The sequence below is a fragment of the Streptomyces sp. NPDC017676 genome (genome assembly GCF_044329325.1).
GTDB lineage: Bacteria > Actinomycetota > Actinomycetes > Streptomycetales > Streptomycetaceae > Streptomyces.
This window is the reverse complement of sequence record NZ_JBIRJA010000004.1, coordinates 159,547-179,606: the sequence shown is the minus strand read 5'-3', so window position 1 is coordinate 179,606 and position 20,060 is coordinate 159,547. Positions and strand designations below refer to the sequence as shown.

General features: G+C 74.5%; 18 protein-coding genes. 6 read left to right on the top strand and 12 right to left on the bottom strand.

Annotated features, from left to right (window positions below; genetic code table 11):
- Positions 1 to 36: 36 nt before the first annotated feature.
- From ACH4LD_RS10895 to ACH4LD_RS10885, 3 genes are all read left to right on the top strand, one after another.
- Positions 37 to 3,021, top strand: a complete 2,985-nt coding sequence (locus tag ACH4LD_RS10895; protein ID WP_398053899.1) for an AAA family ATPase — start codon at positions 37 to 39, stop codon at positions 3,019 to 3,021.
- Positions 3,022 to 3,206: 185 nt separating this feature from the next.
- The gene (locus ACH4LD_RS10890) at positions 3,207 to 4,460 is read left to right on the top strand and encodes an MFS transporter (protein ID WP_398053898.1); all 1,254 of its coding nucleotides are present in this window, start codon (positions 3,207 to 3,209) and stop codon (positions 4,458 to 4,460) included.
- Between the two features lie 127 nt (positions 4,461 to 4,587).
- Positions 4,588 to 5,808 carry a metallophosphoesterase gene (locus ACH4LD_RS10885; RefSeq protein ID WP_398053897.1) on the top strand — a complete coding sequence of 407 codons (1,221 nt, stop codon included), beginning with the start codon at positions 4,588 to 4,590 and terminating at the stop codon, positions 5,806 to 5,808.
- A 56-nt stretch (positions 5,809 to 5,864) separates the two neighbouring features.
- Here ACH4LD_RS10885 and ACH4LD_RS10880 read toward each other — a convergent pair whose 3' ends face one another.
- The 4 genes from ACH4LD_RS10880 to ACH4LD_RS10865 are packed head-to-tail and all read right to left on the bottom strand — an operon-like array spanning position 5,865 to position 8,160.
- Positions 5,865 to 6,386: a protease inhibitor I42 family protein gene (locus tag ACH4LD_RS10880; protein ID WP_398053896.1), complete on the bottom strand. Its 522-nt coding sequence runs from the start codon at positions 6,384 to 6,386 to the stop codon at positions 5,865 to 5,867.
- A gap of 33 nt (positions 6,387 to 6,419) precedes the next feature.
- Positions 6,420 to 6,914, bottom strand: a complete 495-nt coding sequence (locus tag ACH4LD_RS10875) for a hypothetical protein (protein WP_398053895.1) — start codon at positions 6,912 to 6,914, stop codon at positions 6,420 to 6,422.
- A gap of 25 nt (positions 6,915 to 6,939) precedes the next feature.
- Positions 6,940 to 7,692 carry an SDR family oxidoreductase gene (locus ACH4LD_RS10870; protein ID WP_398053894.1) on the bottom strand — a complete coding sequence of 251 codons (753 nt, stop codon included), beginning with the start codon at positions 7,690 to 7,692 and terminating at the stop codon, positions 6,940 to 6,942.
- Positions 7,693 to 7,707: 15 nt separating this feature from the next.
- A complete protein-coding gene (locus ACH4LD_RS10865) occupies positions 7,708 to 8,160 on the bottom strand; it encodes a MarR family winged helix-turn-helix transcriptional regulator (RefSeq protein WP_132788975.1) in 453 nt (150 codons plus the stop codon).
- Positions 8,161 to 8,300: 140 nt separating this feature from the next.
- Between ACH4LD_RS10865 and ACH4LD_RS10860 the strand changes: the two genes are divergently transcribed.
- Positions 8,301 to 9,206 (top strand): NmrA family NAD(P)-binding protein, encoded by a 906-nt coding sequence (locus tag ACH4LD_RS10860; RefSeq protein WP_398053893.1) that lies wholly within the window; start codon positions 8,301 to 8,303, stop codon positions 9,204 to 9,206.
- Here ACH4LD_RS10860 and ACH4LD_RS10855 read toward each other — a convergent pair.
- From ACH4LD_RS10855 to ACH4LD_RS10840, 4 genes are all read right to left on the bottom strand, one after another.
- A complete protein-coding gene (locus tag ACH4LD_RS10855; RefSeq protein ID WP_398053892.1) occupies positions 9,194 to 9,403 on the bottom strand; it encodes a hypothetical protein in 210 nt (69 codons plus the stop codon). The genes ACH4LD_RS10860 and ACH4LD_RS10855 overlap by 13 nt on opposite strands.
- 79 nt (positions 9,404 to 9,482) lie before the next feature.
- A complete protein-coding gene (locus tag ACH4LD_RS10850; RefSeq protein WP_398053891.1) occupies positions 9,483 to 10,100 on the bottom strand; it encodes a VOC family protein in 618 nt (205 codons plus the stop codon).
- 24 nt (positions 10,101 to 10,124) lie between these two features.
- Positions 10,125 to 10,883 carry an SDR family oxidoreductase gene (locus tag ACH4LD_RS10845; RefSeq protein WP_398053890.1) on the bottom strand — a complete coding sequence of 253 codons (759 nt, stop codon included), beginning with the start codon at positions 10,881 to 10,883 and terminating at the stop codon, positions 10,125 to 10,127.
- The gene (locus ACH4LD_RS10840; protein WP_398053889.1) at positions 10,880 to 11,581 is read right to left on the bottom strand and encodes an isochorismatase family cysteine hydrolase; all 702 of its coding nucleotides are present in this window, start codon (positions 11,579 to 11,581) and stop codon (positions 10,880 to 10,882) included. The genes ACH4LD_RS10845 and ACH4LD_RS10840 overlap by 4 nt, the downstream gene beginning before the upstream one ends.
- 252 nt (positions 11,582 to 11,833) lie before the next feature.
- Here ACH4LD_RS10840 and ACH4LD_RS10835 point away from each other — a divergent pair, with 252 nt between their 5' ends.
- Positions 11,834 to 12,937, top strand: coding sequence for a winged helix DNA-binding domain-containing protein (locus ACH4LD_RS10835; protein ID WP_398053888.1), 1,104 nt, complete (start codon positions 11,834 to 11,836; stop codon positions 12,935 to 12,937).
- Positions 12,938 to 12,952: 15 nt separating this feature from the next.
- Here ACH4LD_RS10835 and ACH4LD_RS10830 read toward each other — a convergent pair whose 3' ends face one another.
- The gene (locus ACH4LD_RS10830) at positions 12,953 to 13,453 is read right to left on the bottom strand and encodes an SRPBCC domain-containing protein (RefSeq protein WP_398053887.1); all 501 of its coding nucleotides are present in this window, start codon (positions 13,451 to 13,453) and stop codon (positions 12,953 to 12,955) included.
- Positions 13,454 to 13,510: 57 nt separating this feature from the next.
- Positions 13,511 to 14,320 (bottom strand): LytR/AlgR family response regulator transcription factor, encoded by an 810-nt coding sequence (locus ACH4LD_RS10825; RefSeq protein WP_398053886.1) that lies wholly within the window; start codon positions 14,318 to 14,320, stop codon positions 13,511 to 13,513.
- Between the two features lie 144 nt (positions 14,321 to 14,464).
- Here ACH4LD_RS10825 and ACH4LD_RS10820 point away from each other — a divergent pair, with 144 nt between their 5' ends.
- Positions 14,465 to 15,529 (top strand): bifunctional class I SAM-dependent methyltransferase/NUDIX hydrolase, encoded by a 1,065-nt coding sequence (locus ACH4LD_RS10820; RefSeq protein ID WP_398053885.1) that lies wholly within the window; start codon positions 14,465 to 14,467, stop codon positions 15,527 to 15,529.
- A gap of 38 nt (positions 15,530 to 15,567) precedes the next feature.
- Here ACH4LD_RS10820 and ACH4LD_RS10815 read toward each other — a convergent pair whose 3' ends face one another.
- On the bottom strand, positions 15,568 to 17,979 hold the full coding sequence (locus ACH4LD_RS10815) for a glycosyl hydrolase family 65 protein (RefSeq protein ID WP_132788984.1): 2,412 nt from the start codon (positions 17,977 to 17,979) through the stop codon (positions 15,568 to 15,570).
- Positions 17,976 to 20,057, bottom strand: coding sequence for a xanthine dehydrogenase family protein molybdopterin-binding subunit (locus tag ACH4LD_RS10810; protein WP_398053884.1), 2,082 nt, complete (start codon positions 20,055 to 20,057; stop codon positions 17,976 to 17,978). Before ACH4LD_RS10810 ends, ACH4LD_RS10815 begins: the two co-directional genes overlap by 4 nt.
- Between the last annotated feature and the right edge of the window lie 3 nt (positions 20,058 to 20,060).

Sequence of the window (20,060 nt, the reverse complement as noted above, 5' to 3'; positions counted from 1 at the left end):
GCATTCCGGGGCCCATGGGACGAGAAAGGGATTCGTGTGCTCAGCCGAGACTGTGAAGTGTCCGATTTACAGAAGGTCCTGGCCTCCGCGGCATCGGGGGCCGGGGCCAGCCTCCTGCTGGAGGGGGGCATCGGGGCCGGCAAGTCGTATCTGCTGCGGACCGCGGTCAGAACCGCCCGGGCGCACGGATTCGAGACGGTCTCCCTGCGTGCCCGCCTCTCCGGCACCGCTCTCACCTGTGACGTGCTGCGCCAGTTGCACCCCGGCCCGCCGGCCCCGTCCGGCGCGTCCACCGAGCGGGCGGACACCCCCGAGGCCGCCGCCGACCGGCTCCAACAGCTCATCGGGGCACTCGGCCCCCGTACGCCCCTGCTGATCGCGGTGGACGACCTGCACTGGGCCGACCAGGCCTCGCTGCGCTGGCTGGAACGCCTGACGGCCAGGCTGGAGGCGCTGCCGGTGGCGCTGCTGGCCTCCCTCACCCCGGGTCTGGCCCCGCCTCGCGACGACCTGGCGCGCGCCTGTACGGCCGGGTCCGGCGGCGGCCCCGGGGCCGGCGCCCACGGCACCGGCGCATGCGGCGGCGCGCGGGGAGACGGCGTACGGGCGGACGGCGTGCCCCGTGACGGCCTGCGGAGTGAGGGCGGGCGGGGTGAGACCACCGCCGTCCTCGCCCGCGTCCTGTCCGACTTCCACCAGCGCACCGTGCTGCCCGGCCTCGACCCGGACGCCGTCGGCTATCTGCTGGCCTCCTTCTTCGGCCGCCCCGTCGCCGAGGCCCTGGTACACGCCTGCCACCGCCACACCGGCGGCAACCCGCTGCTGGTGCACGCGCTGCTGCGCGAACTCAGACGTGTCGGCACCGCCACGGAGCCGGCCTGCGAACAGATCACCTCCCTAGGATCCGTCGAGGTCGCGGAGACCGTCGTGGCCCGTTTCGAGGAACGTTTCCCCGGCGTCGGCCGGGCCCTGGACGCCGTCGCCGTCGCCGGCCGGGCCGGCACCGCCGCCCTGGTCGCCGAACTCGCCGGCCTCCCCCGCGGCGAGGCCGCCGACATGCTCCACACCCTCGTACGCTGCGGTGTCCTCCAGGAGACCGGCGGGCCGGGCGGGGCCGTCGCCTTCGCCCAGCCGATGATGCCCGCCTCCTTCCGCGCCGCGCTGCCGCCCAGCGAACACACCCGGCTGCACGCGGCGGCGGCCCACGCCCTGCACGCCTGCGGCGCCCCCGCACCCGAGGTCGTCCATCACCTGCGCCACGCCCCGCGCATCGGCGCCCGCTGGGCCTACCGGCTGCTGTTCGACTCCGCCGGCGCCGCCCTGTCCCGCAACGACCTGGCACAGGCCCGCGTCCTGCTGGAACGGTGCGTCCAGGAAGGCGAACCCGGCGACCAGCCCGAACTGCTGCGCCGGCTCAGCCGCGTCGCCCTCGCCGCCGACGCGCCCGCCACCGCCGTCAGCCGGCTGCACGGCCTGGACCGGCCACGCCACGCGGGCGACACCGCCGCCCTCGCCTCCCTCGTCAACCTGGCCCAGGCCCTCGCCCTCGACGGCGACCTGGACGGCGCCCGGCGCACCCTGCGGGGCGCGCTCACGGACCTCGGGCCCCTCGACCCCGCCGAGGAACCGGCCGCCGGCGCCTTCGCCGTCCTCGGTGTGCTCACCCTGCTCACCGGCGGCGACGACACGCCGCTGCCCGTCCCGGCCGCCACCGCCGCCCGCACCCCCTGGGTGCGCTGCGCCCAGGCGACCCTGGCCGCGCTCGCCGCCCGAGGGCGCGGCGGGCGGCGCGAGGAGGCCGTCCGCCACGCCCGCACCGGACTGGGCGAACCCCTCGGCCCGGCCGATGTGCCCACCACCCCGCTGCGGTTGCTGCTCGCCCACCTGTTGTGGGACGCGGGAGAGCACGACGAGGCGCTGGAGGTCTGCCGTGCGCTGGCCGCAGCGGCCCGCGAGGAGGGCGCCCGTACCATGGCGGCCCTCGCCGACACCGCCCTGGCCGTGTGCGCCCACCGGGCCGGGCGGCTGGGCGAGGCGGCCGAGGCGGCCCGCGCGGCCGTCGTCGACGGGCCCGCCGGGACCTGGCTGGGCGGCGCCCTGGCCCGCTGCTGGCTCGGCGGCGTCCTGCTGGAGACCGGCGACCTGGACGGGGCACGCCGACTGCTCCTGGACGACCTGGCGCTGACCGGCCTGCCCGAACCCGCCCTGCCCGGCCTGCTGTTCCACCGGGGCCGGCTGCACGCGACGCTGGGCCACACCCAGGCCGGGCTCGCCGACCTGGAGGAGTGCGGCCGGCAACTGGCGCGCGGCGCCCACCTCCTCGACCCCCTGCCGTGGCGCACGGCCGCCGCCGCCCTGCACGCCCAGGCGGGCGACACCGCCACCGCCGAGCGGCTGGCCCGGGAGGAACTGGAACTCGCCCGCGCCTGGGGCGCTCCGCACGCCGTCGCCACCGCCCTGCACACGCTCGCCCTCGTCGCCCGCGGCGGGCAGCGCGCCGCACTGCTCCACGAGGCGGCCGGCCTGCTCCAGGACTCCGGGGCATGGCTGGAACAGGCCCGTGTGCTGCGCTCCCTGGGCCACGAGCTACGGCGGCTGCGCAAGGTCCGCCAGGCCAGGGAACAGCTGCGCGCGGCGCTCGCACTGGCAGAGAAGTGCGGTGCCGACACCCTCGCCAACGCCTTGCGCGACGACCTCGCCTCGACGGGCGCCCGGCCCCGGCGCAGCGCCGAGACCGGCCTGCACGCCCTCACCCCGGCCGAGCACCGCACCGCCCTGCTGGCCGCCAAGGGCCTCACGAACAAGGAGATAGCCGACCGGCTCTACGTCACCCGGCGCACCGTCGAACTCCACCTCAGCCGCGTCTACCGCAAACTCTCCGTCACCGGCCGCAGCGACCTGCCCGCCGCGGTCGCCGACCTGCTCCCCGAACCCGCCCGGCGGACCCTGCGCCGCGTCGACGCGGCGGTGAACCCGCCGGACCGCCCCACCCGCTCGGTGACACTCCGCCCGGCCTCCTGACCCCGGGCACGGGCCGGGTGCCCTCTTCCGGGGAGACCGCCGGGATCGCAGGCCCCGGCCGGCAGCCGCCGTCCCCGAGACCGGCCCGCACCGGAAGAAGTCCCCTGTACCGCCGCCCCACCCCCCTGGACCGCCGCCCCGCACGCGCGGGCCCCGCATGCCCCCTTAGCAGATCGGACACTGTCATGCCCCTCAGCTCCCCCGCCTCCCGGCGCGCGGCGGACCGCGTGCCGGCACCGGAGGCGCCCTCCCGCGGCACGCCCCTGCTTCTGGTGGCGCTCGCCCTGCTCGCGCTCAATCTGCGCGCCCCGCTGACCTCCGTCGCCCCCCTGCTCAAGCCACTGCGCACGGACCTGCACCTCAGTGACACGGCGGTCGGCGTGCTCACCTCCCTGCCCGTGCTGTGCCTCGGACTGTTCGCGTTCGTCGCCCCCCGGCTCGGCCGCCGCCACCCCACCCGCACCCTCCTCGCCGCCTCCCTCCTCGTCCTCGCCGCGGGCGGCCTGCTGCGGACCGCCCCTTCCCCTGCCGCGCTGTTCGCGGGAACCGTGCTCGTCGCGGCGCCGATCGGGGTCGCCAACGTGCTCATACCCGGGCTCATCAAGCGCCGGTTCCCGCAGTCCGTACCGCGCGTGTCCGCGTTCTACTCGGGGGCGCTCACGTTCGGCGCCGCGGGTGGTCCCGCGGTGGCCGTCCCCCTCGCCGACGCCACCGGGTCGGCCTGGCGGACCCCGCTGCTGCTCCTCGTCGTGCCCGTGGCCCTGGTGACGGTCATGGTGGTCCTGGCAGCCCTCGGCCGCCGGCCCCGCGACGAGGCCGGCGCACCGGCGCCGGGCCCCGGCGGGTGGCCGCCCGGCCTGTGGCGCAACCGGCTGGCCTGGCAGGTGACCGTGTTCTTCGGCGCCCAGGCCCTGCTGTCGTACACCGTCTTCGGGTGGCTGCCGACCATGTGGCAGGACCGTGGCGCGAGCGCGGCGTCCGCGGGGCTCGCACTGTCCCTGTGCAGCGCGGTGGGCGTGCTGGGCGCCTGGCTGCTGGCCGTGTCCGGGCGGCACCTCGCCGATCAGCGGCCGGCCGGGGTGGCGGTCGCCTGCCTGAGCGCGCTCGGCCTCGTGGGAGTCGTGGCCGGGCCCCGGAGCCTGGCCTGGCCCGCGGTGGTCGTCCTCGGCCTCGGGCTCGGAGCCGGATTCGCCCTCGCCCTCAGCCTGTTCGCGCTGCGCTCGCCCGACGCGCCGACCACCGCGGCCCTGTCCGCCATGGGCCAGGGCATCGGCTACCTGATCGGTGTCCTGGGCCCCCTGGGAGCGGGAGCGCTGCACGACGTCACCGGGACCTGGGGGTGGCCCCTCGCCGTCCTGCTGACCGCGTGCGCCGTACAGATCCTCGTCGCGCTCCCCGCGGGCAGGGCACGTACCCTCACCGCCCCCTCTCCGCGCTGACCGGCCGCCGCTCGCGTTCGTGCGCGGCGCGGAAGACGGGTCGGCCGCTGTGTTGTCGGGTCCGCCCGCGTCGGTGATGGTGCCTGCCGCCTTGGTTACCTTGGTGCGGTACTCAGAGAGGGGAAGCGTGACCGACACCAGCGACACCCGACCCGCCGACAGCGAGGCGCGAGCTCCGCGACGGAGCCGACTGCTCCGCCTGATGCGCCTCATCCCCCTGATCGCCCCCGTACTCCTGTGGGCCGTGCCCTGCTGGGTACTGCTGTACACCGGCCAGCACTGGCCGTCGCCCGTCACGCCGGCCGGCACCGCCCTGTTCGTCCTCGGCCTCGCCGGTATGCCGCTCGCGATGGTGCGCGGCCACGGCCGGCGTCAGCGGGACCGGGCGGCGATCGTCGGTGACACCCTGCTGGGCACGAGCTGGGTCCTGTTCACCTGGTCCGTTCTGCTCGGCGTCCTCCTGCGGCTCGCCCTGACCGTGGCCGGCGTCGGCGAGAGTCAGGACCGGGCCCGCATCGTCACGTGGGCCGTCCTCGGCACCACCGCCGCACTGCTCGGCTGGGGTTACGCCGAGGCCCGCCGGGTGCCGCGGGTGCGCCGGCTGGACGTGCGACTCCCGCGACTCGGTGCCGGGCTGGACGGCACCCGCGTCGTCCTCATCACCGACACCCACTACGGCCCGCTCGATCGCGCCCGCTGGTCGGCACGGGTGTGCGAGACGGTCAACACCCTGGATGCCGACCTGGTCTGCCACACCGGCGACATCGCGGACGGCACGGCCGAACGCCGCCGCGCCCAGGCCGCCCCGCTGGGCACCGTGCGGGCCACCCGTGCCCGGGTGTACGTCACCGGCAACCACGAGTACTACAGCGAGGCCCAGGGCTGGGTCGACCTCATGGACGAGCTGGGCTGGGAGCCGCTGCGCAACCGCCATCTGCTGCTCGAACGCGGGGGCGACACCCTCGTGGTCGCCGGCGTGGACGACGTCACCGCCGAGTCCTCCGGCCTGGCGGGCCACCGGGCCCACCTCGCCGGAGCCCTGACCGGCGCCGACCCCGACCTGCCCGTCCTGCTCCTGGCCCACCAGCCGAAGTTCGTCGACCGGGCGGCAGCAGCCGGCGTCGACCTCCAACTCTCCGGCCACACCCACGGCGGCCAGATCTGGCCATTCCACCACCTCGTCCGCCTCGACCAGCCCGCCCTCGCCGGCCTCAGCCACCACGGCCCCCGCACCCTCCTCTACACCAGCCGCGGCACCGGCTTCTGGGGCCCGCCGTTCCGCGTCTTCGCCCCCAGCGAGATCACCCTGCTCGTGCTCCGCAGCCCGCACCGGCCCACCTCGCCGTAGCACGGGGCGGGCCCGACACCTCGGCTGTACCGCGGCCCGGCGGCCGGGTCGGTCGCTCAGCGGACGGTGACGGTGTAGGTGACGCGCTCGGGGGCCTGGGAGGGGGCGGTGGAGGGGCCGGTCGTCTCGGGGGGCCGGGTGGAGGTGTTGCCCTGGCAGGTGGTGAACGTGCAGTGCAGCAGCGTGAACCGCGTGGTCCCCTTGCCCTTCGCCTGGAAGGTGAAGGTGAGCCGGCCGCCGGCACCGGGCACCGGCTCGTCGCCGGAGTCCGACGCGTAGTCCTGGCCGCGGCTGACGAGCACCGAGCTGTCGGGTGCGGGGTCGACCAGGTACCAGTACTCACGGGTGGAGGCGTTCTGGGCGACGGTGATCGTGAAGCGCTCACCCGGCTCGGCCGTGATGCTGGTGTCCTTCACCGGGTGGCCGGCCGGACGGCCCGCGGTGCTCGTGGAGCCGCCGGCCGGTTCGTCGGTGCCCGGGCCACAGGCCGTGGCGAGAGCGCAGAGCGCGGCCACCGTGACGGCGGCACCGCCCCCGCTGCGGCGGAAGTCGGACGCCGTACGCGTTGACGAGATCACTGCTGGAAGCCCTTCCCCACGCTCACCCGATCGCTACTTCCCGTACCGCTCGATCTCGCCGGCGGCCGTCCGGGCGAGACCCGCCACGTTGCGCGGGCAGCGCCAGCCGGACCCCGGGGCGGGATCGCCGCCCGTCGTGTCCATGTCCTCCCACGTGTAGTCGGAGTCCCCGGCCAGCAGCGACAACAGCGTCTCGAAGGACTCCAGGAGCGTGTACAGGTCGCCGTCGCACGGATGACGCGCGTGGTCACACGCGGCCCGCGCGGCGGCGGAGTCCGAGGCGACGGCCGACAGCGCTGCCACGACCCGTCGGGCCACCCCGGGTTCCGCGTCGTACATCGCATGGCCATGGGTCCACACGAGGCCCAGCGTGTAGAAGGCCGTCACGTCCGGGTCGTACGGCCGGGCGGCCCGCGCCCTGTCGAGCCGCTCCACGCACTCCAGCACCGTCTCGTCGTGCTCCCCGAGGAAGTAGCCCTGCCATATCGACTCCCAGTCGTCGATCAACTCGTGCGCGTCAGCGATCATGATCACTGGGACGTCCGGCGGGAGGTCACGGTTCCGGGCCGCGCTCGGCCAGCCACTCGTCGAAGGTCGTGGGCGCGATGCGGGCGTCGTCACCGGGCAGGAGTACGTCGCCGGCCATCTCCGGGCCCAGCACCGACGACCACGTCGGCACGAGCCTGACCGCGTGGCCGCGCGCGTCGTGGGTGCGCCGGGCCATGTCCACCAGGTCCTGTGTCTCCGGGCCGGCGACATCGCGGTGGCGCCCCTGGGGTGGACCGGTGGCGATCTCGGCGAGGATGTCGGCGACGTCCGCCGGTGCGACCGGCTGGACGAGGAGCGGTGGGATCGCGGCGACGCCGTCCCGCTCGGTCCAGCCCGTCACGGTCGCGGCGAAGTCGTGGAACTGGGTGGCGGGAACGATCGTCCACGGCACCGGGCCCTCGGCGACCAGGCGCTCCTGCTCACGCTTGCCGGCGTAGTGGGCGTTGCCTTCGACGCGACCGGCGCCGACGATCGTGAGCAGCACGTGGTGACGGACGCCGGCGCGTGCCTCGGCGGCCAGCAGGTTCCGGGTCGTGGTGCCGAAGTACGTCACCGCCCGCTCCCGGTCGGCGGCCTCGGAACTCGTGGCGTCCACGACGGCCTCCACGCCGGTCAGCGCGGCGTCCAGGCCCTCCCCGGTCATCAGGTCCACGCCCAGTGAGCGGCTGATGCGTACGGCTTCGTGTCCGGCCCGCTCCAGCGCGGTGACGGTGCGGGCTCCGATGTTCCCGGTCGCCCCGGCGACAGCGACGCGCATGGTGGTTCTCCGCCGTCACTCGGCCCAGGGCTGGAATCCGGTGTCCAGGACGCCTTCGAGAGCGGCGCGGAGCCGGGCCGCCTCGGCCTGTCCGAAGCTCTCCTCGAACTGGGACTGCACGGTTCGCCAGTACGGAAGGGCGGCCTTCATCCGGGTGAGGCCCTCCTGGGTGAGGGTGACGATGCGAGCCCGGCGGTCCGTCGGCGAGGGTTCGACCGTGACCAGGCCCTCGCGTGCGAGTGGTTTGAGGTTGGTGGCCAAGGTGGTGCGGTCCATGGCGATCATCTCGGCGAGGCTCGTGATGGTGACCTTCTCCTGGGTGCTCAGCTTCTGCAGGATGCTGAACTGCGTCGCTCGCAGACCCGTCGGGGCGAGCGCCTTGTCGTAGGTGGCACCGAGGTACCGGGCCGCCTTGCGCAGGGCCAGGTTGTTGCACAGCTCGACGGTGTCTGTCTCGGGGCGCGTCATGATCTCCTCCGGATACCTGGACCCGACTGTGAGTATATGCTCCTAACCGTCGGGGTGCCCGACCTGGAGTCGACCGGCCGCGGGCGCGCGGTGTCCGCTTCCCGGCCTCTCCGCTCCCTCACACGCAAGGAGTCCGACCGATGACCGGTAGCGAACTCGTCATGATCACCGGCGCGGGCGACGTGGGCCGCGGTGTCGTCGAGAGGCTGCGGACGCAGGACGTCCCCGTGCGGGTCATGGTGCGCCGGGACGACGACCGTGCCGCGCGCCTGCGCGCCCTCGGCGCGGACGTCGTCCTCGGTGACCTCACGCGCCCCGAGACCGTCGCGGCCGCCCTGGAGGGCGTGGACACCCTGTACTTCGCCATGCCCGTGTCCCCCGACCACCTTCTCGCGGCGACCGTAGTGGCGAGCGTCGCGCGGGAGTACGGCGGGCTGGGCGCTCTCGTCGGCATGTCACAGATGACGGTGTCGCAGATGACCGCCACCAGCACGGCCGAGTCCCACCAGCAGCGGCTGCACTGGCTGGCCGAGCAGGTGCTGAACTGGTCCGGCCTGCCCGTCGTGCACATCCGGCCCACGGCGTTCCTGGACAACCCGCTGTTCACCACGCTGCCGGCGCGGACCATCCGGGAGAACGGCACGATCGTGCTGCCGTTCGGAGCGGGGCGCACCTCGCCGATCGCCGTGGACGACGTCGCCCGGACGGTCGCGACCGTGCTGCGTGATCCCCTGCCGCACGTGGGGCACGTCTACGAGTTGACCGGGCCGCGCGCCGTCGACATGACGGAGGTGGCCGGGGCCTTCTCGAAGGCGCTGGGGCGGCCGGTGTCGTACGTGGACGTGCCGCTCGACCGGTGGCGCGAGGAGGTGCTCTCCGTGCTCGGTCTGCCGCCGCACGTGGAGCAGCACATCGTCACGATGTGCCGCCTGCACCAGGAGAACCGCTACGACCGGGCTTCCGGCGACGTCGAGCGTCTGACCGGTGCCCCCGCGCAGACGATCGAGGAGTTCGTGGCCGCCCGCAGGGACTTCTACCTGGGCTGACGGGTGTCGGGGCGCATCACCTGGGCCAGTCCCTCCGGAGTGTCCCTGAGCTCTGGGGGCGGGCCCGGGTCGCAGCCGTAGGCCACACCGTCGACGGTGACCCCGCTCGTCGCCTCCAACAGCGGCACATGCCCGGTCCGGCCGTCGGCCGGCCCACCGACGAAGGTCACCAGCACGGTGATCGCACTCGGGTCCATCGAAGCCGCCACCTCCACACGCTCCCTGTCACCGTGCATCCTGCCAGGGCCGGGTGAGGTGGTGCATCGGCAGCCGGGTTCAGGAGGGCGGTTCCGTACCGGCCTGCTCGCTGACCAGGTACCGCGCGTACCAGTCCGGCCAGTCCGGGTCCTGCGAGCCGGTGCGCTCCTCCTGCTCGCCATGTGCCGCCGCGGCCCGCCGCAGGGCGCTCGCCAGGTCGTCGGCCGAGGAGAACGAGGTGGCCGCGGGATCCAGCCGCCCGGGAAGACGGGTGGTGACCTCCTGCAGGAACCAGCCGTTGCCGTCCGGGTCGCTGAAGGACAGGTAGGAGCCGTAACTGCCGCGTTTCGGATCGGGGCCGGGCACCCGGGCCTCGGTGCCGGCGTGGTGGAAGATCCCGCCGGCGTCGTGGAACACCTCGCTCGGGTCGGCGCCGCACCGGGTCAGCTCCTCATGGGCGGCCTCGATGTCGTCGACGATCAGGTACAGGCCCTGGGCCGAGCCCGGGGGCCGGTCGGTGACCGATGAACCGAAGATGACCGACGCCGGGGAACCAGGAGGGGTCACCTGCACCACCCGGAAGTTTTCCTCGGGGGCGAAGTCCGCGTCGAGCCTCCAGCCGAGTGCGGTGTAGAAGTCCTTGGCACGGTCGACGTCGGCCACCGGCACCACGACGATCTCCAGTTTCATGTCCATGACGTGCGTTTCCCGTCTCGGTTGTCAGTGGGTCACGAGCTGCTGGCCGCCGTCGATGTCGTACGTGGCGCCGGTGAGGGCGCCGTTGGTCATGATGTGCAGTGCGAGGGCGGCGACGTCCGCCGGTCCGACCACCCGGCCGATGGGCAGTGTCCTTCTCAACTCCTCGCGGCGGGCCTCCAGTCGGTCACCGAGGAGGGCGGCCGACAGTGGGGTGTCCACGAAGCCGGCCGCGATCAGGTTGACCCGGACGGGGGCCACCTCCAGTGCCAGGTTGGCGGTCAGCGCCGGCAGCGCGGCGGTGAGGGCGCCCGTGACGGCCATCCCGGCGGCGGGCCGGCGACCACCGGTGCCGCCGATGAACAACAGCGTCCCCCCGGCCCTGACCTTCTCCCGGCCGGCCCGTGCCACCGCGAGCACCATCGCGACGCGCCCGCCGAAGTCCCGCCCCGCGTCGGTCAGGTCGAGTTCGGCGAGGGGGGTGTACGCCGGGCTGCCCGCCGTGACCAGCACATGGTCGACCCGCCCGGGCAACTCGCCGAGGAACCCCTCCAGGCGCTCGGTGTCCTGGGCGTCGAACGCGGCGGTGCTCCGGGGATGAAGTTCGTCCGCCGCCCGCCGCAGACGTTCGGCGTCGCGCGCCACGAGGACCAGCTCGCCGCCGGCCGCGCGCACCTGGCGCGCGGTCTCCAGGCCGATGCCCGCGCTGCCCCCCACCACCACGACCGTCTGCCCGGCCAGTGCGCCGTGCGGTCCGCCGGTTCCTTCCGCGGCCGGGCTCACAGGGCGTCACCGCCGGTTCCGCCCGCTTCCCTCACGCCCGCGCGCCCGCAGCCCTCGCCGGCGCCGCCCTTGACGATGCCGACGAACTCGTCGGTGGTGAGGACGGCGTGGGCGTACAGAGGCGCGTTGATGTCGAACGTCGCTGTCATCTCCTCCCAGCTGAAGGCGGCGATGGCGTCACGGACGAGGGTCACGTGGTAACCCAGCTCCTGACCGAAGCGTGCGGTGGTGTCCACGCATGTGTTGGCACGCATGCCGATGAGCAGAACATTCCTGATGTGGTGCTGCTTGAGCAGGAAGTCCAGGTCCGTGTTCGCGAAACCGCTCGACGCCCAGTGCTGGCGCGCGACGAGCTCGCCCTCACGAGGCCGGAAGTCGGGGTGCCACTCGGCTCCCCAGCTGCCCGCGGCGAAGGTCTGCTGCCGCACGATGCGCTGCTGTGTCGGGGAGAGGTGGTCCCATGTGACGTAGTCGTCCGGCGTCGTCTGGTGATGGGGCACGATGAGGACGCGGAAACCCTGGTCGCGGGCCGTGGCGAGCATGGTGCGCATGTGGTCGAGCAGGCCGACGCCTTCCGCCACTTCCTTCCCGCGCGGCCACAGCTTGCCGCCCTCGGACAGGAAGTCGTTGTACGGGTCGACGATCAGGAGGGCGGTTCGGTCCGGGGAGTACAGCGCTTCGGAGGTCTGAGAAGTCATGGACGGATCCCATCCGGCCGGCGCACGAGCAGGCCCACCGAGCCGGCTGCCGCGGCCTGCGGCTCGGAAGCTTCAGTCTGTCACTCGTCCCGCCGAACGGCATCCGCGCCGACGGGCGGGGGACGCCGGCTGCGGAGGGTGGTCGGCCGCGGGGAGCCGTCCGGGCACTCCGGGTCCCCGGCAGCGGCTCCCGCGGTGACGCCCTCGTGCCCTAGCTTGGCGCTGGGAGTTTCACCCGAGCCGAGGAGCGACATGACCGACGTCCTGAGCCGTCGCGCACTGAACCGGGCCACCCTGGCCCGGCAGTTGCTGTTGGAGCGGGCGCGGACGTCCGTGACCGACGCCGTGGAACGCCTGCTCGCCCTGCAGGCCCAACAGCCGGGCTCACCGTTCCTCGCCCTCTGGAACCGGCTGGCCGGCTTCGACGCCGACGACCTGCGCACGGCCCTGGAGAAGCGGGAGGTGGTCCGGGCCACCTACGTCCGGGCCACCCTGCACCTGCTCACCGCCCGCGACTACCTGGCCTTCCGCGCGCTGGTGGAGCCCTCCCTGGCGGCCGCGGCGGCCGGCGTCACCAAGCGGATCGCCGGCCCGGAGATCGACCAGGAACGCCTGGTGGCCGTCGCCCGTCGCGTCCTCGACGCCGGGCCGCTGGACTTCGCGGCGATCCGGGAGCAGATGCGGAGGGAGTTCCCCGACGCCGATGACCGGGCACTCGGGTACTGCGTGCGCATGAACCTGCCCCTGGTCATGGTGCCGACGGCGGACCGGTGGGCGTTCCCCGCCTCCAGCGAGGTGACCACGGCCGGGTCCTGGCTCGGCGCCGAGCCGGCCGGGGAGAGCTCGGCGGAGGACTTCGTCCGCCGCTACCTGGCCGCCTACGGCCCGGCGGGCCCCGCCGACCTGCGCGAGTTCGGCTGGCTGAGGGCGGCGGACGTGTTCGAGCGGCTCGCCCCGGAGCTGCGCGCGTTCACCACCGAGGACGGTCAGGTGGTCCACGACCTCCCCGACGCCCCGCGCCCCGGCCCGGACACGCCGGCGCCGGTCCGGCTGCTGCCGGAGTTCGACAGTCTGGTCCTCGCCCACAAGGACCGCAGCCGGATCGTCCCCACCGAGTACCGGTCCCGGTTGATCACCAGGAACCTGCGGGTGCCGGCGTCCTTCCTGTGGGACGGGTTCGTCGCGGGTACCTGGGCCACGACCCGGCGCAGGACGGCGGTGACCCTGACCCTCACCCCGTTCGAGCGGCTGCCCGCGCGGGGCGTGGAGGAGCTGCGTGCCGAGGCCGAGCGGGTCCTGGAGTTCACCGACCCCGGCGCCGCCGGGCGGGACGTGGTCGTGGCGCCGGCCGGATGATCCCGGCACCGGGTCTCAGGACCGTACGCGCAGGCCGTGGTGGCGGTCGGGGTTCACGACCGTGGACAGGCCGTTGAGCAGGAGGCGCGTGCCGCCGCGGAGGTGGGCGACGTCCTGGCTGCCGTCTCCGGTCGGCACGAGCCAGGTGTACTGCTCGGTCCAGGTCAGGCGGGAGCCGGCGGGCTCGTCGGCGAGTTCGACGGTGACGAGGGAGATCCAGCGGCGGCTGCCGTCGACCTCGGCCTCGTAGACGTGGACGATCCGGGTGTCCGGCACGATGTCCAGGAACCGGGAGCGGTAGGCGAGGTGTTCCTCGGTGTCTCCGGAGACGAAGACGTTGCGGGCGGTCTCGCCGGCGCCGACCCGGAAGTCCAGTTCGTGCCGGGCGGTGGCGGAGCCGCCGGGGAGGCGGAACCAGCGGCGCCGCAGGGACGCGTCGGCGAAGCCGCGGAAGACCTCGGGCCGAGGCACCGTGAAGTCCAAGTCCAAGGTGAACGAGCCGTGTTGGGCACTCATTCGACGAACCTAACACGCGCGGCGGCCGGGACGGGCGACGGCGCCTCCCGGTCCCCCTCAGCGCATCCTGCCGGTCGCACGGCCCGCCAGCAGGTCGCGGAGCTCACGGGCGTTGCGGCGGCTGACGGCGAGTACCCGGTCGCCGATCCGGACGCTCACGTTGCCCCCGTCCAGGCGGAGTTCCTCGATCCGGCCGAGGGCGACGAGCCGGCTGCGGTGGATCCGGACGAAGCCGCGCGAGCGCCACTGCTCCTCCAGGGTGGACAGCGGTATCCGCACCAGATGGCTGCCCTGACCGGTGTGCAGCCGCGCGTAGTCGCCCTGCGCCTCGACATGGGTGATGTCGGCGAGGGGCACGAACCGGGTCACCCCGCCCAGTTCCACGGGCACCTGGTCGCCGAGGGCGGGTGCCGCGGGCGCGGGTGGCACGGGGGCGGCCGGGCGGGGGCCCTGTCCGGCCCGGACGAGCTCGGCGACCCGCCGTACCGCCTCGGCGAAGCGTTCCTTGCGGAGCGGCTTGAGCAGGTAGTCCACCGCCTTGAGGTCGAAGGCGCGTACGGCGAAGTCCTCGTGGGCGGTGACGAAGACGACGAGCGGCGGAGCGGCGAACCCGCCCAGCAGCCGGGCGAGTTCGAGACCGCTGAGGCCGGGCATGTCGATGTCGAGGAAGACGACGTCGAAGCCCTCGGTGCCGCCCGGGTCCTGCGCCATGGCCCGGCTCAGCCGGCGCAGCGCCTCGGTGGCCTCCAGGGCGGGCACGGCGGTGCCGACCCGCGGGTCCTCCCCCAGCAGGTAGAGCAGTTCTTCGAGCGCTGGTTCCTCGTCGTCCACGGCCAGGACGCGCAAGGGCGCGTCGGTCACCCTCATGTGCGGCGGCTCCTCTCGTCCTCGACCGCCCTCCCATGGTGGTCCCGCCGGGGGGCGCCGTCGAGATCGCGGACGGCGGTGTGTCCCGGCCGTGACCAGGCCATGATCCCCTTGTCCGCGTATCGACCGTCATGAGGAGGCCCGGTGGCACAGCTGAAACCCGAGGAGTGGGACGCGCACTACGCGCGCGGCGGCGTGTTCCGGCCGCTGGGCCCCGCCGAGCGCCGGCTGCTCGCCGAGCACGTACCGGCACCGCCGGGCGGGCGGTGCCTCGACGTCGGCTGCGGGCTCGGTGAACTCGCCCGCCACCTGGCCGCGTCCGGGTACCTGGTGGACGCCGTGGACTGGTCCGCCGTCGCGCTCACGGAGGCCCGGGGTGCGGGCGCGGCCGGGGTGACGTACCGGCGGCTGGACATCGAACGCGACAGCCTGGACGAACTCCCCTGCGCCGGTTACGACTTGATCACCGTCCGGCTCGGCTGGGCGTTCGTCCGCGACCGCACCCGGGTGCTCGGCCGGCTGCGGGAGCGGCTGCGTCCCGGCGGCGCGCTCTGCGTGATCACCCCGGTGGTGGGCGCCGTACCGGAGCGTGAGCGGGGCGTGGCGCTGGACGAGGAGGAGATCGGGCTGCTCCGCGCGGGCTGGGAGTCCGCCGGGCGGTACGACGCCGACGGTCTGGCCCTGCTCGTCCTGCGCGGCCCCGCCCCCGCCGCTCTGGTCTGCGCCGGCAAGGGCCGGCCCGCTCCGCACGCCCTGACCGGGGCGGGTGTCGTCGTCACGGATGCGGCGGGGCGGGTGCTGCTGGGCTGGTCGGTGCGGGGTGTGTGGGAGCTGCCCGGCGGCAAGAACGAGCCGGGCGAGGACTTCGCCGCGGCGGCCGTGCGGGAGCTGGAGGAGGAGACGTCCCTGACGGCCGATCCCGCCGACGCGCGGGTGCGGGCGGTCCTGATGGACTCCGTGGACGGCATGCCCCGGGTGACGGCCGCCGTCCAGGTCACGGCGTTCACCGGCGAGCCGGTCGTCACCGAGCCACGGCTGGTCCGCCGCTGGGAGTGGCACGAACCCGCCGACCTGCCCGGCCTCACCCGGCCACTGTTCACACCGAGCGCGCATGTCCTGGACACGGTCTGGCCCGGACTGCTGCCCGGTCTGCCGCCGGTGCACCGGTATCCGGTCACCGAGAGCCGGGCCCACGACCGGCGCGCATGACCCCGACGTCGTACGGCTCAGGCGCCGCAGGCCCGGGGTCAGTCCGGCAGCACCAGTCGGGCCGTCTCCCCCGGCCCCACCGGTACCACGCGGTCGCGCAGGCGGATGTCGATGGGTGAGCGGCCGGAGTCCGGTACGGCGATCTCCAGCAGACCGCTGCGCAGGCGCAGCCGGACGCCCCAGTGGCCGCGGTAGCGGATGCCGAAGCCGTAGGAGGACAGCTCGGGCAGCGGGACCGGGTCGAGGCACAGGCCGCCGGCGCGGGCCTCCAGCCCGGTCAGTCCGCGCTGGACGAGGTCGAGCGTGCCGGCCATCGCGCCGAGGTGGATGCCCTCGCCGGTGGTGCCGCCCTGGAGGTCGGCGATGTCGCCGCGCAGCGCCTCCTGGACGAAGCTCCAGGCGTCGGAGCGGCGGGCGCGGGCCAGGATCCAGCCGTGGACCAGGCCGCTGAGGGTGGAGCCGTGACTGGTGCGGTGCAGGTAGTGGTCCACCGTCGCGAGCCAGATGTGCTCGTCCAGGTGGTACCCCAACTGCTGGAACAGGGAGCGGAGTTGGAGCGGGGCGAAGAGGTAGCCGAGCATCAGCACGTCGGCCTGTTTGGACGCCTTGTAGCGGTTGACGGTGTCGCCCTCCGCCTCCAGGATGCGGTCCAGGCGCCGGATGTCGTCGTACCGCCCGCGGTAGTCCGCCCAGTCCAGTTCGGCCAGGTCGCCGTAGCCGTCGAACTGGCTGATCACCCCGTCGTGGAAGGGGATGTGCAGGCGGCGGGAGACCTCCGTCCAGCGGTCGGGTTCGTCCTCGCCGAGACCGGTCAGCTCGGTGAGTTCCCGGCGGCGCGGCTCGGGCAGGCCGTGCAGCAGTTCCAGGGCGCGGGTGAGCACCCAGGCGGCGGTGACGTTGGTGTACGCGTTGTCGTCCAGGCCGGGGCGCGCGGCGCCGGGGTAGGCGTCGTGGTACTCGTCGGGGCCGACCACACCCCGGATGCGGTACCGGCCGAGGTGGTCGTCCCAGGTCGCCGACTGTCCCCAGAAGCGGGCGATCTGGAGGAGCACCTCGGCGCCCTCGCCGTGCAGGAACTCGATGTCGCCGGTCGCCTCGCAGTACTGCCAGACGTTGTAGGCCACGGCCGAGCCGACGTGGTGCTGGAGCCGGGAGTGGTCCGGCAGCCAGCGGCCGGAGCGCGGGTTGAGATGGAGCTGCTGGGTCTCCTCGCGGCCGTCGCTGCCGCTCTGCCACGGGTAGAGCGCGCCGCCCCGGCCCAGGTCGCGGGCCGCGTGGCAGGCGGCGTCCAGGCGGCGGTGCCGGTAGCGGAGCAGGGCGCGTGAGACCTCGGGGAGGTGGAGGTTCAGGTAGGGCAGGACGAAGAGTTCGTCCCAGAAGACATGACCCCGGTACGCCTCGCCGTGCAGGCCGCGGGCGGGCACGCCGACGTCCAGGTCGGCGGTGTGCGGCGAGAGGGTCTGCAGGACGTGGAAGACGTGCAGGCGCAGGATGCTGCCCGCCTCGCCCGGCACGTCGAGCGCGGTGCGCCGCCACAGCTGCTCCCAGGTCGCGTGGTGGGTCTCGCGCAGTTCGTCGAAGCCGGGGGCGGCGCCGGCCCGGTCCACGGCCGCGCGCAGCGGGTCGCTGATGGCCGGGTCGCGGGAGGTGTGCAGGGCGACGGTCTTGTCGACGGTGGCGGTCCGGCCGGGCGGCAGGGACAGCCGGAGTCGCTGGACGGCGCGGTGGGCCTCGTTGGCGTGGGTGACCGGCACCCCGGCGGTCAGCCGGGCGGCCAGTCCGACGCTGATGTCGGAGGTCCGGGTGCGGCAGTGCAGCCAGACGGTGCCGGGTGCGCTGGTGCCGACCTCGATGTGGCTGAGATGCCGGCCGTCCAGGTCCCGGTAGCGGGCGACGCCGGAGTTGGTGACGCGCCCGTCGAGCGCGGCCTCGACGTCCAGCTCCACGGTGTGGCCCTCGGCGGTGAACTCGGTGCGCAGCGCGGCGAGGTGGGGGTCGGCCAGGTGGACCAGGCGCACCTGCCGGACGAGGAGGGTGGCGTCGGGGCCGATCGGGTAGCGGGTACGGCGTTCCAGCAGGCCGGGATCGAGGTGGAGCACCTGGTGGTGTTCGGTGACGGGCACGGTGTCCGGGGTGAGCCAGTCCCCGCCCGCGGGCCGGAAGCGCAGCGGCAGCCAGTTGGGCAGGTTGACCATGTCCTCGTTCTCGACGCGGCGCCCGGCGACCTCGGAGGTGAGCCGGTTGTAGCAGCCGGCCGCGTAGGTGCCCGGGTAGTGCACGTCGTCCGCGGCGCACTCGGGCAGCGCCCCGCGGGTGGCGAAGTAGCCGTTGCCGAGGGTGCACAGGGACTCCCGCAGGCGCTCCTCCGCCGGCCGGTAGCCCTCGTACTCCCAGACGTACTCCCAGGGGTACTCCCGGGGGTGCTCCCACGCGGGTCCCGTCACCGTCACCCCTCGGACAGCAGGCCGGCGAGGATCCGGTCGGGGGTGAGGGGGAGGGTGCGGAAGCGGATGCCGGTGGCGTGGTGGACGGCGTTGCCGAGGGCGGCGGCGGTGCCGACGATGCCGATCTCGCCGATGCCCTTGCTGCCCATGGGGTTGAGGTGGGGGTCGTGTTCGTCGATCCAGTCGGCCTCGATGGAGGGGACGTCGGCGTGGACGGGCACGTGGTAGGAGGCGAGGTCGGCCTCGGGGAAGTCGCCGAACGCCGGGTCGATGGTGCTGTGCTCGGTGAGGGCCATGCCGAGGCCCATGACCATGGCGCCGGTGAACTGGGAGCGTGCGGTGCGGGCGTTGAGGATCCGCCCGGCGGCGAAGACGCCGAGCAGCCGGCGCACCCGGATCTCGCCGGTGACGGTGTCGACGGCGACCTCGGCGAAGTGGGCGCCGAACGCGTGCCGCGCGTAGGGGCTTTCGGCGTCGGCCGTCCCGGTGGTGTCGGCGCGGACCGTCGGCCCCTCCTCGGGATGGGCGGCGAGCCGGGTGCACGCCTCGTGCACGGCCCAGCCCCAGGAGGCGGTGCCCATGGAGCCCCCGGCCAGCGGGGCCGGGGGCAGATCGGTGTGGCCGACCTCGGTGCGTACCCGCTCCAGGGGGACACCGAGGGCGTCGGCGGCGATCTGGGCGAGGACGGTACGGGCTCCGGTGCCGATGTCGGCCGCGTTGACCCGGATGACGAAGGTGCCGTCGGGCCGGGCCTCGGCGGTGGCGGTGGACGGGGCGATCTGCACGGGGTAGGTGGCGGCGGCCACGCCGGTGCCGATGAGCAGCGGGCCCTCACGGCGGACGCCGGGGCGCGGGTCGCGGCCGGCCCAGCCGAAGCGGCGGGCGCCCTCGCGCAGGCACTCCACGAGGTGCCGGCTGCTGAACGGCTTGCCGCTGCCCGGTTCCCGGTCCGGTTCGTTGCGCGCGCGCAGCTCCACCGGGTCCACGCCGAGCGCGTCGGCGAGTTCGTCCATGGCGGACTCCAGGGCGTACATGCCGGGTGACTCGCCGGGGGCCCGCATCCAGGACGGGCTGGGCACGTCCAGCGGCACCACGTGGTGGGCGCTGCGCAGGTGGGGAGTGGCGTACATGACGCGGGAGACCACCCCGGCGTACTCCACGAACTCCTTCACCCGGGAGGTGTGGGTGGTGACGTCGTGCAGCACGGCGGTGAGCCGGCCGTCCGGGTGCGCGCCGAGGCGCAGCCGCTGCACGGTCGGGGCGCGGTGGCCGACGGTGGTGGGCAGGTACCGGCGGGGGTAGGCCACGGTGACGGGCCGGCCGGTGTGCCGGGCGGCGAGCGCGGCGAGGACGACGTCCGGGCGCGGGGTCCCCTTGGAGCCGAAGCCGCCGCCGACGTGCTCGGCGACGACGGTGATCCGCTCCTCCGGCTGCCGGAACAGCTGGGCGAGCACGGACCGCACGGTCGTACCGCCCTGACTGGAGGTGTACGCGGTGAGCCGGTCGCCGTCCCAGTGGGCCGTGCTGGTGTGCGGCTCCATCGGGTGGTTGTGCAGCGGTGGCACCCGGTAGGTGACGTCGACGCGGACCTCGGCCGCGGCGTACGCGGCCTCGGGGTCGCCGTGCTCGACCCGGCCGGGCTGGCCGCCCGCGTCCTCCGGCTCGTAGCCGCCCGGGTGGCCCTCGACGGGTCCGGTGTCGTGGGGCGCGCCGGCGTACGTGACCCGGACGGCACGGGCCGCGGCGCGGGCTGTCTCCAGGGTCTCGGCGACGGCCAGGGCCACGCACCAGCCCCGGTGCGGCACGTCCGGGTGCTGGAGCACGGCGAGCGTTGCGTCCTCGGGTTCGGCGAGCCGGGGCGCGTCGAAGGGGGTGAGGACGGCGAGGACGCCGGGCAGGGCGAGGGCGGCCGAGGTGTCGACGGCGGTGACCCGGCCCCGGGCGACCGCGGCGGGCACCGGCCAGGCGTGGACGCGGCCGGGCAGGGTGTACTCGGCGGCGTAGCGGGCGGCGCCGGTGACCTTCTGGCGTCCTTCCCGGCGCTCGGCGGGGGCGCCCAGGGCGGTGCCGGTCGTGCCGGTCATGGG

Bases quoted from the DNA above. Each gene is read 5' to 3' on its own strand.
- ACH4LD_RS10890 (WP_398053898.1), top strand. From the start codon at position 3,207: ATGCCCCTCAGCTCCCCCGCCTCCCGGCGCGCGGCGGACCGCGTGCCG.
- ACH4LD_RS10875 (WP_398053895.1), bottom strand. From the start codon at position 6,914: ATGATCGCTGACGCGCACGAGTTGATCGACGACTGGGAGTCGATATGG.
- ACH4LD_RS10870 (WP_398053894.1), bottom strand. From the start codon at position 7,692: ATGCGCGTCGCTGTCGCCGGGGCGACCGGGAACATCGGAGCCCGCACC.
- ACH4LD_RS10865 (WP_132788975.1), bottom strand. From the start codon at position 8,160: ATGACGCGCCCCGAGACAGACACCGTCGAGCTGTGCAACAACCTGGCC.
- ACH4LD_RS10860 (WP_398053893.1), top strand. From the start codon at position 8,301: ATGACCGGTAGCGAACTCGTCATGATCACCGGCGCGGGCGACGTGGGC.
- ACH4LD_RS10855 (WP_398053892.1), bottom strand. From the start codon at position 9,403: ATGGACCCGAGTGCGATCACCGTGCTGGTGACCTTCGTCGGTGGGCCG.
- ACH4LD_RS10850 (WP_398053891.1), bottom strand. From the start codon at position 10,100: ATGGACATGAAACTGGAGATCGTCGTGGTGCCGGTGGCCGACGTCGAC.
- ACH4LD_RS10840 (WP_398053889.1), bottom strand. From the start codon at position 11,581: ATGACTTCTCAGACCTCCGAAGCGCTGTACTCCCCGGACCGAACCGCC.
- ACH4LD_RS10835 (WP_398053888.1), top strand. From the start codon at position 11,834: ATGACCGACGTCCTGAGCCGTCGCGCACTGAACCGGGCCACCCTGGCC.
- ACH4LD_RS10830 (WP_398053887.1), bottom strand. From the start codon at position 13,453: ATGAGTGCCCAACACGGCTCGTTCACCTTGGACTTGGACTTCACGGTG.
- ACH4LD_RS10825 (WP_398053886.1), bottom strand. From the start codon at position 14,320: ATGAGGGTGACCGACGCGCCCTTGCGCGTCCTGGCCGTGGACGACGAG.
- ACH4LD_RS10810 (WP_398053884.1), bottom strand. From the start codon at position 20,057: ATGACCGGCACGACCGGCACCGCCCTGGGCGCCCCCGCCGAGCGCCGG.